Here is a 13,345-nt window from a genome sequence, read left to right as displayed (position 1 = left end):
GCCGAGTGGTTGAAGGCACCGGTCTTGAAAACCGGCGATCCGAAAGGGTTCTAGAGTTCGAATCTCTACGCTTCCACCAACATTTTAGCCCCAGCTTAGAAATAAGCTGGGGCTTTTTCGTTTCTGTTTGTTGGTGTTTCAAACAAATAAACCAGATTTGATGATTTTTCAGGCGAACGAACAAAATCACTCTTTACATGCAGTTTGGGTATGTTTATAGTTCGCCTCGTTGGAAGCGTGGCCGAGTGGTTGAAGGCACCGGTCTTGAAAACCGGCGATCCGAAAGGGTTCTAGAGTTCGAATCTCTACGCTTCCACCAACATTTTAGCCCCAGCTTAGAAATAAGCTGGGGCTTTTTCGTTTCTGTCGTTTATCACTCCAGGCTTACCCCGTTGCAACTTCAGCGACACTCGTTAATCAGATAAAAAAACAGAATCCAAAACTGAATTTTGAACCAAAGATGACGCTGACCGTTTTTGATTTGGCGATTGGGCTGCAAAAAAACCAGCCTGAGTTAAAAGGAAAACTTAATGAGTGGATTGAAACCAATATTAAAAATGGAAAGTTAAATGCTATATACGAAAAGTATCACGGCGAACCAATCCCGCAGGAAATATTGAATCGATAAGATATATATGCAAATTAGAGTTAAGCTGTAATTGCAGAAGTAATATTACTTGCGCCCATGCTTAAGCTGACTGGATATATCTGGCAGTTAACAGTATGGGCGCTATATACTCTATCAATACAATTGTGCCAAATCCATATTATCAGTAAGAGTCATCACCTCTTGTCGGTGTTCCAGCAAAATATTAACCAGTTCGCTATCAAGCGAGTTATTTTCGGCTTCCTGATGAAGGATTTCGCTCACTCTATTCGCAGGCATTGCAGTGCGATAAGGGCGGTTTTCAGTCAGTGCCACAAACACATCGGCAACCGAAATTATCCGACACTCTTGCCCAATCTCATCACCAGCCAGACTAAATGGATAACCATAACCATTCGGTTTCTCATGATGAAGTGCTGCCCAGCGCGCGATATCAGTGATAGCGTCGATGGATGAAAGCAGCTCAAAGGTATGATAACTATGACTTTTTAGTATCGCGATATCTGCATCATCAAGTTTGCCTTCTTTGTGCAATAAACTCATCGGTATGGCCAGCTTCCCGATATCATGCAGATAGCCTGCCAATTCAATTTTCTTACACTCAACTTCAGAATAGTGGCATTTCTCAGCAAGAAATCTGGCAACAATTCCAACATGTAATGAGTGGCGGCAAGTGAAGTTACAGTGCATATCAATAATGGTATTAAGTAGTAGCCCAAAATCCATTAATTCATCGAGGCTGATTGTTTTATCAGCTATGGGTGAGTACATTCTCAAGAGATGTAATGGCAATGGTCTGGTTAGTCCCAGCCAAAAATAAGTTTTATTTGCCAGGCGAAGAAACGCTTCTAACACGAGTGGATGAAAACGTGTTTCTACTTCATCTTTTATCAATTCAACGCAGCGTTCAGCTGGCGACTCATGCCCACTATTTCTTAATTTAAGATATTGAATATCGATGCGGTCAGCCAGGTAGATGATATGGCTGGCGAACGGAATACGCTCATCATCCTGGTATTCACCCTGCCCATAACCCCATTTCCTATGATGATGGAGGATGGTTGATGCTTTATCCGCCAATAACGGCACCATCTTAAAAATGGAAGCACCATAGGTTGCATGTGCGTGACTATAAGGTTCTTGATCGTCGATGGCGATTAAATAATCTTTTTTTACCAGACCACCAATATCATGCAGCAATGCAGAAATAAAAACATCTTCGCGGTATTTAGGCACTAGCTTGAGTTCAGCAGCCAGCTCATTCGCGATGAACGCCGTCCGTTTATGATGACCATTCAATTCAGGCGCACTGGTTTCGATCGCTAATGCAATCGTTGATAAAACCTGAAAGAGATTTATTTCCACATTTATTCCTGTCGCACACAAAAAGAAATACTTATCGATATATATAATAAACATCCCTGCCATTAACGATGTTTTATTTTATATAGACAAGTTTCATTAAGTAATGATGTGTTTACCTAAAGCATTTTATTGTTAATTGTCTTCACATTTTTTTGACAAAATATTTGTTATTCGTCATGAAAAATATAAATTAGTCGCGGCTTTAGATTGTTGCGTGGTGATTTAAACCAATAACGAAATGAAAAGCAATGCGTAAGTTGCTGATGATATATAAGCGTGAGGGATAATTTTGATACGTTAGTGATTTGCAAAATTTATTCATATAGAACTAATTAGTGCAGGGAGCAGCGAATCACTGCTCCCTGCAAGCATCAGGATTTAGGGAAAATCCAGACATGTTCCTCAGGTAATGCCAGATGGCAATGTTGGGGATCGCGAAGGCTGGTGCCATAGGCGCGAATGACAAAATCATCGCCCGAGGTACGGAACAAATATTCCCAGCGATCGCCAAGATACATGCTGGTAAGCAACGGGAGTTCAAGTTGGTTTTCGCCAGGGCCGTCAACCAGCATTACGCGTTCCACGCGGATAACAGCCGTCGCTTCCTGACCACTTTGCACACCTTCCCCAGCTTGTCCCCACAACGTCCAGCCTTTGCCTTCGATACGCGCTTTTCCGTCACGCACCTCGGTGACTTTGCCGTGCAGACGGTTGTTACTGCCCATGAATTCTGCGGTAAAGAGGGTCTTTGGTGAGCCGTACATTTCCTGTGGAGTGCCTTGCTGTTCGATTTTGCCGTTATTGAGCAACAAAATTCTGTCAGATATCGCCATCGCCTCATTCTGATCGTGCGTGACCATTAGGGCTGACAATCCCAGTTTGATAATCAACTCGCGCAGGAATACACGGGCTTCTTCACGCAATTTGGCATCAAGGTTTGATAGTGGCTCATCAAGCAGAATCACCGGCGGGTTGTAAACCAGCGCTCGGCCAATCGCTACGCGCTGTTGCTGGCCACCAGAGAGTTGATGTGGATGGCGTTTACCCAGATGCCCAAGGCCAAGTTGGTTCAGCACGTCTTGTACGCGCTGAGTGATTTCAGCGGCAGCAACTTTGCGCAGCTTCAGCGGGTAGGCCACGTTTTCGAATACGGTTTTGTGTGGCCACAGTGCGTAAGACTGGAATACCAGCCCAAGGTTGCGCTCTTCGGCAGGGATCTCGCTACGCGGTGTGCCGTCGTAAACTTTGTTTTTCCCGATGGTAATCGTTCCCTGGGTGGGCTTTTCCAGCCCGGCGACGGCGCGTAATAATGTGGTTTTGCCGCTGCCTGATGGCCCGAGCAAAGAGACGACTTCGCCACGTTTCAGATTCATGGAAACACCCTTTAATACCGGGTTGTCACCGTAGGTTAAGTGCAGGTTCTCGACCGTTAATTCAATCATGCAGTTTGACTCCAAAACGAAGGGCAATCCCCAGACCTACCACCACCAGCAGGATGTTAATAAACGAGAGAGCGGCAACAATATCTATGGCTCCGGCGGCCCACAGGGAAACCAGCATTGAGCCGATGGTTTCTGTGCCTGGTGCAAGTAGGTACACGCCGGTTGAATATTCGCGCTCAAAAATCAGGAACATCAGCAACCATGATCCAATCAGGCCGTAGCGCGATAACGGAATAGTGACGTGGCGAGTGATTTGCCCACGTGTCGCACCGGTGCTGCGCGCAGCTTCTTCCAGTTCAGGCCCGACTTGCAGCAACGTTGAGGAAATCAGCCGCAGACCGTACGCCATCCATACGACGGTATAAGCCAGCCAGACGCTGAAAATGGTACTGCGCAACGAACGCAGCCATACCACCAGGTTATCGCGCAACCACTGCGACCACGGCATTCCGGAAAGCCAGCCGGATTTGAGTGCATTGTCGAGCCACATCGGCAGGAACAGGAATACCCACAGGAATGCCAGACCCGCCAGTAGCCCTGGAACCGCGCGTGGCACCAGTACGCTGTAGTCGAGGAAACGCGTGATGTTGTCTGGTTTGCGGTGCATAGCGATACCGATAAACAGATAACAGGCAACAGCCAGTGCGCCACCAATAACACCAATCGCCATCGAGTTAACAATGGCGCGCAGCAGGTTCGGTTGCTCCCAGATCGTGCGGAAAGTTTGAAGCGACAGTTCATCCCAGATGGATACGCCTACGCCCCAGTTAGAAATAAACGCGCGCAACATCACGCCAATTAACGGTACACCGATAGTCACTGTTAGCCAGAATGCCACTACCGCACCGGCTACCCAGCGCCATTTACCCAGCGGTAATGCGCGTGCCTGTGATGCTTTGCCTTTCACCGTTACAAAGCGGTTGGCGGTACGCATCAGGCGACGTTGCAACATCACCAGCGGAATGGTGATACAAATCAGCACCACGGCAACCGCGGCCATCAGATGATAGGAAGGTGTGCCGAGTTTATTGGTCAACTGATACAGATAAGTGGCCAACACCATGTTGCCTTCCGGATCGCCCAGCACCAGCATCAGGCCGAACACTTCCAGCCCAAGGAAGAACAGCAAGACGGTGGCGTACAGAATAGAAGGGCGCACCATCGGCAGGCTGACGGCGGTCATTACCTGTAACGGCGAGGCACCGGCTATACGTGCAGCTTCTTCGACATCAGACCCCACGCTGCGCAGCGCTGAAGAAATATAGAGATATGCATGCGGAACATGCGTTAGCCCGGCGATTACCACAATGCTCGACATGTCGTAGATATTCCACGGCACGAAACCAAGAATGGATTGGGCCCACAGCGAGAAGAAACCTACCGGCCCGGCGGCGACCACATAGCCAAACCCCAGAACCATCGGCGAAACAAAAATTGGCACCAGGATCAGCGGTTCAATCAAACGTCTGCCTGGCAAATCGGTGCGCACCATCAGGAATGCCAGAATTCCACCCAGTGGGATGGCAATAACCACAAGGCCGATAGCCAGAATAAATCCGCTTTTCAATGCCCTGTAGAAATCAGGATCGGTAAAGATGAAGCCAAAAGATTCAAGGCTCCACTCTTTTGAGGGCGAAAAGAACGGTGCAGAGAGGAAACTTTGTATCACGATGAACGACAGCGGTATGTAGATAACCAGCGCTGTTATTAACACCACAATGCCGCGTGGCAGGCTCTGCCACTTTCTTAGCAATGCACTCATACGACTTCCTTTTTCAACGACTGATTTACCCAAGTCATTCGCGCTACAGGCAGGAGGCAATCGCTCACCTGTAGCGTGAATGACGTAGGGGAAATTTATTTAGCCGCGGCAGCACGCCACTGTTTGATGTAATCCAGACGTTTTTTCTGTTGCAGATATTCCAGCAGTGTTTCATCCACAGGGATTGGCTTGAGTGCATTGCCTAACATTTTCGTCATGCCGTCGATATCATTTTTGCCTTCGATATCGTTGCGGATGGATGGGATGTCGGCCTGATTGGCCAGGATGCTTTGCCCTTTTTCAGACAGCACGTAGTCCAACCACAGTTTCGCGGCATTGCTGTTTTGCGCTTGCTGACTGATAAACGACACGCGCGACAGCACCAGGGTGTAATCCTTCGGATAGGAAATCCCCAGAGACGGATCGGTTTTGGCGCGAGCTTCAGCGTAAGAACCCAGAATGTTAAAGCCGATCAGGTTTTCACCTGATGAGACCCTCTCCATCATGGTGCCGGTGGACGACTGCACAGACAGGCCGCCTTTAGCGATATCAGCCAGAGTTTTGAAGTAATTCGGGTCAGCTCTGAAATCCTGTACAGAAAGCATGAAGCCGAGACCGGATTTCTCAATGTCGTAAGTGGTGACTTTTTTGCTGAATTTATCAGGCTGGCTGGTGATAAGTTTTGCCAGCGCGGTGTGGGAATCTGGCACTTCATTCGCCGGAATCAAACGTTTGTTATAGATAAACACTACCGGCTCATAAGTTGTGCCGTAGGCTTTGTCTTTCCACACAGCCCATTTTGGCAACTGACCCTGCTCAGGGGATTTATATTCCTGGGCATAGTCGACAGCCAGTTTCAGCGCGGTGTCCATTGAGGAGCTCCAGACCACATCGCCGCTGGTGCCACCCGCCGCTTGTTCGCTGATATAACGGTTATACAGTTCGGTACTGTTCATATCGTTATATTCAACTTTAATACCTGGGTATGCAGTCTCAAACCCCTGAATTAGCGGGCCAGCGGCTTTGGTATCGGTGGTTGAATAGATGACCACTTTGCCTTCTTTAGTCGCAGCATCGACGACTTTTTGGTAGTCAGCCGGGTAGCCTTGAGGAAGTGCAGACATTGCGGAGCAAGACATCAGTACAGCGGTAGTGATTACAGAGAGATGTATTTTATTTAACATTATTATTAACCTTTAGCTGCATTTGAGTAACTAATGGTCAACATAGCGCATGGGGTTTGACAGGCAATGGGGGGAGTTTTTTAACTTTCCGAATTGTGATTCGGGGCTTTTTTTCGGCAATTAACACCATTAAAACCGCGAAAGCGTGCGGCTATATCGGATGACGCTACGCTGATTCGCGCTACAAAAATATGCATTTACCCACCGTTGAAGGTGGGAGAAACCGCAGGTGTTATCCCCCAATTTTGCGGTACAGACGTCGCGGATGGCCGATATTTCCGTATTGCATCTCGACGCCGATAATACCCATTTCCACGCAATACTCGAGATAACGGCGCCCTGTGGTTTTGCTTATTCCGACTTCTTCTACCACCTGTTCTACCGACCAACTGATATCAGGTCTGCTCGTAAAAATGCGCTGAACTTTCTCCAGCGTGTTTGGCTCAATTCCTTTCGTGGATGGGGCTGAGGCCGCATTGATGACGGGTAGGTTATACAATCGGTCCAGCGCATTCTGATCAACTGTCTTCACATGACGCAACGTTTTGACCAGTTGCATAAAGCGCTCCAGCGAACTGCGCAGGCGGTGAAATGAGACGGGCTTGATGATGTAGTCAAACGCGCCGCTGCGCATCGCCTGGCTGCAAGTTTGCATATCGCTGGCAGCAGTAATGAAAATCACCGAACAGTCGAAGCTCTTAAGAAGCGGGCTGTCGATTAAATCCACCCCCTGGCCATCCGGCAAAAAGTTGTCGAGCAATATCAGTCGTGGCTGATGTAGTTCCAGCAGGGAGCGAGCGTGCTCAAGTGTTGCGGCAATTCCCACGACGCGCAGGTGAAAGTTTTGCTCGATAAAGTCGCGATGCAAACCGGCAAGGTGGGGTTCATCTTCCACGATGACGACATCAAATGAGTTGCTGTTATTCATGGTATTACCCTGCTCAAACACTTACCGGAAAGGGGATAAAAACAGAAAATATTGTACCTTGCGGCGTATTGTCTGTGATTTCGATACTGCCGTGTGCCTGATGGACGTAGCTGGCAACCAGATATAAACCGATGCCATGTTCTGAGCCTGCCATCTCATGAATGCTTGATGGTTTAGTGGTGACGCCTTGCTCAAAAAGATGGGGTTTTAGCGCGTCATCCACACCGCAGCCCTGGTCGGCTACTTCAATCACCAGTTCCTGATTTCTGTCTGAAATATAGAGCTCCACAGGTACCGAATGTATGGGGGCTTTCAACGTGGCGTCCACAGCGTTATCGAGTAAATTGCCGATCACAGACATAAGTTCGGTTTCACCAATTGTCGCGGGAATACGGGTTAACTGGCAGGCCGGGTCAAATGTAAGCTCAATACCTTTTTCGCGTGCGCTGACGTATTTCCCTAATAACAGGCCACAAAGGGCAGGGGAGGTGAAATGCGCTGAGACAAAATCCAGCACATTCTGAGCACCCTCGGATTGCGCCTGGATATAGCGCATCGCATCGTCATAGCGCTGCATCTGCAACAAACCGGCGAGTGTTGCAGTCCAGTTCAACTGTTCGTGGCGCATAATGCGCAGGTTGTCTGCGTAGCGCTTCACCTGGCTTAATTGGCTGCTCAGAGTGTTCATGTCATTTTTGTCGCGGAAACTAAAAACCCAGCCGCTTTCAGCCCCTGGTTCGAGTTCAATCGGTACACGGTTAACAATCACCTGCCGTTGATTCAGCACGGTTATTTGATCGTGATGGCTGTTATTTTCTGTCACGCCATGTTGATTAAAAAATGTGGGTGGCGTTTGTAATATCTCATCCAGTGGTTTGCCGAGTAGTTCATTTTCAGGCTGGCGAATATCCAGCAATTCGCGCGCGGCACGGTTAATTAATATCAGCTGCTTCTGCGCGTTAACGGCAAATACACCTTCATACATTGCTTCGAGCAACGCTTTTTGTTGGAGAACAAGCAGAGCAATATCCTTTGGCTCCAGCCAGAACATTTGTTTTTTGACATTGCGGGTGAATACCCATGAAAAAATAAACAGCAGAATCAATAACAGCAGGCCATATAAACCCGCTTGCCAGAGCCGGTTGGCATTAATATTGGCGATATATGAAGTGAGATAACCAACAGAGACAATGCCAATCACTTGGTTTTTAGCGTTAAAGATTGGCGCTTTGCTACGTAATGAAACACCGATACCACCTTTACGCATAGAAATAATCGTTTTGCCTTGCAAAACTTCGGCGTTATCTCCTCCAATCATTGGTAGGTTAATGCGTTCCGGGGATTCAGAGTGGTAAAGATGCTGTTCGCGGACGTCGCCAATTACAATGTAACTGGCGTCACTTTGTTTACGTAAGGGCTGGATTAAACGGGCAATTCCCGCCATGTCCCGGTTTGCTACCATTTCCGCAAGCCCCGGAATTAGAGCAATTTCACTGGCCTGAACACGTGCACGTTGACCCAGGTCGTGTTGTATTTGCCGGTCCATAAAGTGGAACAACATCACACCCAGCAAAGCCAATAGCAGGCACGAAAAGAGCACCAGAGATAAAAAGAGTTTTACCTGAAAAGGTAATCTACGCTTCATATAACCTGCCGTAGGGAAAATAACGAAAACAGACCAGGCAAGCGTATCATGCGAAAATCACGGTTGTACTCTGGCAAGAGGTGAGTTGTGAAGTCGCCAGAGAAATAATCATTTATTCTCACATAGAAATAAGGGTTAATAGCCATGTGACCTCCCGTCTTTTAATTTTCATTAATCAGACAGGATCAACCTTATAAAAACCTTAGTTTTCGATTTTAATTGCGAGAGGCTATTCGGGGAGTTTTACAATTGCTGGTGGTCAGAAACTCATAGCCAGGCCGATACCATAACCCGTGGTGTTATTACCGAACATGTAGCGAGCCACCAGGCGAGTTCGGGTAATAAAAACATCATACTTACTGCTATCAAGCTCAAAGCCCAGCCCCACAGATGAGAGACTATTAAAGCCAAGTTGGCCGCGTTGATCGCCAAGATATTCAGTATGTGCACCTTCAAGCACATAGCGAACCGGGCTTTTAAGCAACTTCCAGTCAAATAACGGTGCCCGACGACGCAGATAAAGCCCGAGGTTCTCCGTGCTGGCGTGCCCTTTGACGGCACGTGAGGTATTACCGAAGGTTTGCAGGCTCATTCCGGAATAACGCAGCTCAATATCGATGTCCTGTTGCCTGGAAAATAGCTCGTAGTCGAGCATTAACGAGCCTCCCAGGCCATAAGCGTTGAGCCGTCCACCATCAAGAAAATCAAAATCACTATCTCTACGCTGCTTAAGCACGTAAGTGCCAACGCGCAAATCACTCACCATGGTGCCCAGCATGAAATTGGCAATCGGGCGTAGCACCAGATTTCCCCCTCGTTTATCGGTATACAGATGAAAATCCCAGCCAACGCCACCGGTCGCGGTCACGCTGTTCCATTTTGTTGGGATCTTGCGGCTCTCTTCACCGTTGGTCAGCACAAATTGCGGGTCATAACGGCTGTAACTCATCGTCCCTTCAAGATAAAGGGGAAAGGATTCACTGAGTGTTGCTCCGCCGCCAAATTGGGTAATGGTAAGTTCATGGCTCTCGTTATTACCATTGCCAATATTAAGATCGCTGGCGGTGACGTCTGGCACGACGGTGTAGCTCATCAGCGTGAGAACCGCATCTGCGCGTTGCTTAAGACGACCGCCGTCTACTGCAAAACAGATCGGGCTGAATAGCAGTGCTGCCAGCAAAATGTGAGCGCCAGGTAACGGGACAGTCATATGTGACTAGTAGCCTCCGATGGTCTTGACGACGTGACAGGCGAAAATAAGCAAACATAAAAGTCCGGCTAACTGGCCCAGCTTTAAAGTTTAGAACTGATAGCTGTAATTGACACTGGTAAACCAGAGATAAGGGTGGTCATAACTGCCCTGGAATATTCCGGGTGACTGTACTTTTGAAGACTGCATATGCAGGTATTCGACGGCTACACCAATATTACTGGCTGAAGTAATCTGGTATTGCGCACCGGTACCAAAGCGCCATTCATCCCCGGTTGGTATGGTCATGGCTACATCGCTTTGATCTTTGTACGGCGTGCTATCAAACGCGACGCCAGCATTCAGACGCCATTGTTCCGTCGGGCGATACTGCACCCCAAGTGCGGTATGCCAGGTATCTTTCATTCGGCTATTTTTATCCACCTGCTGGCCGACCACGGTAATTTGCGGTGCACCAAACTCACTCCAGTCCTGCCAACCCAGGTCACCCATCACTGACCACTGTTTATCAATGTCATGCACCAGGCTCAACATTATCTGCTGTGGAGCATTAACCTGGGCAGTAATCGGCAGGTCATATTGCACGTTTGGCAGGTTTGGTAAGCGAGCCTTGCCGTCAATATTAAAATCGTATTCGGTTTTACTGTTCCAGGTGACACCAGCCCGAGTCTGGTCGGTCAACTGCATCAATAGGCCAAGACGGTAACTCATCGCCCAGTCATGATCTTTTTGTTTGTCATCAACGCCATCGACATCACGTGTCAGTGATAGGAAACCGTAGTTAATATTGGCAGAAGCCCCGATAGATACGCGATCGCTGAGCTTATACGCTAAAGAAGGGCTAAGAGTCATCGCCATCAATGTGCTTTTCTTGATCAGGCGCTCGCCTGCCCAATTGCCAAAATCGATACCCAGCCCGTAGTTACCATAGAGCCCGATGCCCGCGTAGAGGTCGTCATTAATTTTTTGGCTGTAGAAACTACTGGCATTTGGCATCACATTCATCACGTTGCCAGGGCTGCGCTGTGCTGAATTATCTAACTGGTAGTCTATGTCGCCACCTAATGCTTGCAGGCCACCGGTGAACATATGATCCGGCAGGCGAGTCATCCCCGCCGGGTTGGTCACAATCGTTGACGCATCCTGCGCACGAGCGGCCTGACCAGCACCAGCCAGAGCCGTATCTTCCGTACCAATTTCATAAAAATAGAGTGCACTAGCGTGTGAAAATGTTGAAAAGAACAACCCAGAGAATATTACGGCGATTTTTTTCATGTGCCTGCAGCCTTACTTTTGCTTCATTATTATCATCTATTAATGATTTATGTTTATCCGCCATCTGAAAATGTATTAGCACCTGTACTTCGGGCCTGCGGATTGATAAACAACATTAATCAACTAACTTCAGAGATGATGTATTTTATTGTAACCACACAAACGCCACGCTATAGCCGAAACGTATGTATTATGAACAATATTTGTTATAGCAAATTCTATTTAGACACTACAATTTGTAGCAGGTGGATTGTGATTTCGCCAATATCTGGAGGGAGTACAGAGGTCTGTCCCCTGGTAATGTTTGAGTTATTTGGAATGCAGGGGAAGATGAGCAGAAAATATTCGTCTTAATCGCGAGAAACTTAATCAACCTTGGTATTTATCATCTTTTCAATAAAATGCAGGCTTTCATAGCAGCGGGACGAATCCCGCGCTTTACGCTTATTGCTTCTGATATCGCGGAGCAGGAATTCCTGTTCGGGAAGCATCGAAAATCGCCAGTCGTGCTGATTCATAGGCTTCCCACAATGCCAGATCGTGCAGGGGTGGCACCGTTACCTCCTCGCCTTGATCCAATCCCGCCAGTGCGGCATCAACCATATTATCAGCGGTCATAATGGAATCCGGGGCTAAATGATCCATTGATACACCTGATACTTCCCAGATTTCCGTTGCGGTGACCGCAGGTAATACCGCCTGAATGCGCACATTGCTGCCCGCAATCTCTTGCTGCAAACCACGCGTGAAATTCAGCACATAGCCTTTGGTACCGCTATACACGGCGCTCCCCGCGATGGCGTGGAGTGAGACGACCGAGGCGATGTTGATAATGGTGCCACTATTTTGTGCCTGGAAACGGCCCAGGACGGCGAGGCTTAGACGGGTCAGCGCGGTGATATTCAGCATTATGTCCGTCTGGTGTAATTCAGCGCTGCCTGCGGTGAAAGGAGCAAGGTGCGCGGTTCCGGCATTATTGACCAGCACACTGATTCGTTCATTACTGCGCAGCGCTGCTTCAACCACCTGAATACCGCTTTCTGCCGCCAGATCGGCCGGTAGTATCTGAACGGAGATGCCATGCAGGGCTTCAAGCTTACTCGCCAGTTCACGCAAACGCTCTTCACGGCGTGCGACTAATAACAGGTCGAAACCGCGAGCAGCAAAGCGCTCAGCATATATCGTGCCAATACCTGAAGATGCGCCCGTGATGACTGCAACAGAAGGGGAAGTGGTCATGGTAAAGCCTCGTCGTGAAAGTTGATTTGTGGTTTCATAATGAAACTAAATTAAAATTAGGCTTATTGGTTCTATAATGCAACCACATTGCGTGAATTTTTTTATTTCTGCATTGAGACGAACGCTTGCTGGTGGATTAAGAGATTAATAATAAAAGGGAATCGGCGAATAGTGGATGTCGTTGCACTAGTCGCCCCGGATATCTCGTTCTTAAACTAACTCAGGGCGCTGTGCCACCACCTCATCAGGCGCAAGCGTGCGGCCATCCTGCGCTTGTAGCTGGAGTTTACGCAGCGGCTGATGATGCTCGCCATCAACAAGTACGCTGCATTTTTCATGGCTATCAAACAAGTAGTCACCACCCCATTGTGCCAGCGCAACCAGCACCGTTTGCAGAGCGCGGCCTTTTTCGGTCAACACATACTCATTCCAGGCGCTGCCGTCAGTGGCAGGACGCACGGTCAAAATACCTTGTTCCACCAGTTGCTTGAGTCGCTGAGTAAGCATGTTTTTGGCGATGCCGAGATTTTTCTGGAACTCACCAAAACGTGTCAGGCCGTTTAAAGCATCGCGCACGATAAGCAATGACCACCAGTCACCAATGATATCCAGTGAACGGGCAACCGGGCAGACGTTACCCTCCATACTTTTGCGTTTCATTAATCCTCCACAGGCTTAGGGCCTTTAT

General features: G+C 48.2%; 11 protein-coding genes and 1 tRNA gene. 2 read left to right on the top strand and 10 right to left on the bottom strand.

Annotated features, from left to right (window positions below; translation table 11 throughout):
- The first annotated feature begins 231 nt into the window (after nt 1-231).
- Nucleotides 232-319, top strand: a tRNA-Ser gene (locus LVQ77_RS05820).
- Between the two features lie 141 nt (nt 320-460).
- Complete coding sequence (locus tag LVQ77_RS22465; protein WP_503489106.1) at nt 461-628, top strand: hypothetical protein; 168 nt, start codon at nt 461-463, stop codon at nt 626-628.
- Between the two features lie 114 nt (nt 629-742).
- Here LVQ77_RS22465 and LVQ77_RS05810 read toward each other — a convergent pair whose 3' ends face one another.
- The 10 genes from LVQ77_RS05810 to LVQ77_RS05765 all read right to left on the bottom strand — a co-directional run bounded on the left by LVQ77_RS05810 (nt 743) and on the right by LVQ77_RS05765 (nt 13,317).
- Nucleotides 743-1,972 (bottom strand): HD-GYP domain-containing protein, encoded by a 1,230-nt coding sequence (locus tag LVQ77_RS05810; RefSeq protein WP_232903917.1) that lies wholly within the window; start codon nt 1,970-1,972, stop codon nt 743-745.
- 371 nt (nt 1,973-2,343) lie between these two features.
- Nucleotides 2,344-3,414: an ABC transporter ATP-binding protein gene (locus LVQ77_RS05805; protein ID WP_232866586.1), complete on the bottom strand. Its 1,071-nt coding sequence runs from the start codon at nt 3,412-3,414 to the stop codon at nt 2,344-2,346.
- Nucleotides 3,407-5,176, bottom strand: a complete 1,770-nt coding sequence (locus LVQ77_RS05800) for an ABC transporter permease (RefSeq protein WP_232903916.1) — start codon at nt 5,174-5,176, stop codon at nt 3,407-3,409. Before LVQ77_RS05800 ends, LVQ77_RS05805 begins: the two co-directional genes overlap by 8 nt.
- A 95-nt stretch (nt 5,177-5,271) precedes the next feature.
- The gene (locus LVQ77_RS05795; RefSeq protein WP_232903915.1) at nt 5,272-6,360 is read right to left on the bottom strand and encodes an ABC transporter substrate-binding protein; all 1,089 of its coding nucleotides are present in this window, start codon (nt 6,358-6,360) and stop codon (nt 5,272-5,274) included.
- A gap of 232 nt (nt 6,361-6,592) precedes the next feature.
- Nucleotides 6,593-7,288, bottom strand: a complete 696-nt coding sequence (locus LVQ77_RS05790) for a response regulator (protein ID WP_232903914.1) — start codon at nt 7,286-7,288, stop codon at nt 6,593-6,595.
- 13 nt (nt 7,289-7,301) lie between these two features.
- Complete coding sequence (locus LVQ77_RS05785) at nt 7,302-8,933, bottom strand: ATP-binding protein (RefSeq protein ID WP_232903913.1); 1,632 nt, start codon at nt 8,931-8,933, stop codon at nt 7,302-7,304.
- Nucleotides 8,934-9,192: 259 nt separating this feature from the next.
- Entirely contained in the window at nt 9,193-10,143 is a 951-nt protein-coding gene (locus tag LVQ77_RS05780; protein WP_232903912.1) for a hypothetical protein, read from the bottom strand.
- A gap of 90 nt (nt 10,144-10,233) precedes the next feature.
- Nucleotides 10,234-11,418 (bottom strand): OmpP1/FadL family transporter, encoded by a 1,185-nt coding sequence (locus LVQ77_RS05775; RefSeq protein ID WP_232903911.1) that lies wholly within the window; start codon nt 11,416-11,418, stop codon nt 10,234-10,236.
- Between the two features lie 444 nt (nt 11,419-11,862).
- Complete coding sequence (locus LVQ77_RS05770; RefSeq protein ID WP_232903910.1) at nt 11,863-12,657, bottom strand: SDR family NAD(P)-dependent oxidoreductase; 795 nt, start codon at nt 12,655-12,657, stop codon at nt 11,863-11,865.
- A gap of 210 nt (nt 12,658-12,867) precedes the next feature.
- A complete protein-coding gene (locus LVQ77_RS05765; RefSeq protein WP_232866563.1) occupies nt 12,868-13,317 on the bottom strand; it encodes a winged helix-turn-helix transcriptional regulator in 450 nt (149 codons plus the stop codon).
- Nucleotides 13,318-13,345 lie beyond the last annotated feature (28 nt).

It is taken from the genome of Buttiauxella cochleicola (assembly GCF_021282435.1).
GTDB classification, from domain to species: Bacteria; Pseudomonadota; Gammaproteobacteria; order Enterobacterales; family Enterobacteriaceae; genus Buttiauxella; species Buttiauxella massiliensis.
The sequence above is the reverse complement of the archived record's forward strand: the minus strand, read 5'-3'. Positions and strand labels throughout refer to the sequence as shown.

Excerpts from the sequence above, each read along its gene's own strand:
- LVQ77_RS22465 (WP_503489106.1), top strand. The coding sequence starts at position 461 with ATGACGCTGACCGTTTTTGATTTGGCGATTGGGCTGCAAAAAAACCAG.
- LVQ77_RS05805 (WP_232866586.1), bottom strand. The coding sequence starts at position 3,414 with ATGATTGAATTAACGGTCGAGAACCTGCACTTAACCTACGGTGACAAC.
- LVQ77_RS05800 (WP_232903916.1), bottom strand. The coding sequence starts at position 5,176 with ATGAGTGCATTGCTAAGAAAGTGGCAGAGCCTGCCACGCGGCATTGTG.
- LVQ77_RS05795 (WP_232903915.1), bottom strand. The coding sequence starts at position 6,360 with ATGTTAAATAAAATACATCTCTCTGTAATCACTACCGCTGTACTGATG.
- LVQ77_RS05790 (WP_232903914.1), bottom strand. The coding sequence starts at position 7,288 with ATGAATAACAGCAACTCATTTGATGTCGTCATCGTGGAAGATGAACCC.
- LVQ77_RS05785 (WP_232903913.1), bottom strand. The coding sequence starts at position 8,933 with ATGAAGCGTAGATTACCTTTTCAGGTAAAACTCTTTTTATCTCTGGTG.
- LVQ77_RS05780 (WP_232903912.1), bottom strand. The coding sequence starts at position 10,143 with ATGACTGTCCCGTTACCTGGCGCTCACATTTTGCTGGCAGCACTGCTA.
- LVQ77_RS05775 (WP_232903911.1), bottom strand. The coding sequence starts at position 11,418 with ATGAAAAAAATCGCCGTAATATTCTCTGGGTTGTTCTTTTCAACATTT.
- LVQ77_RS05770 (WP_232903910.1), bottom strand. The coding sequence starts at position 12,657 with ATGACCACTTCCCCTTCTGTTGCAGTCATCACGGGCGCATCTTCAGGT.
- LVQ77_RS05765 (WP_232866563.1), bottom strand. The coding sequence starts at position 13,317 with ATGAAACGCAAAAGTATGGAGGGTAACGTCTGCCCGGTTGCCCGTTCA.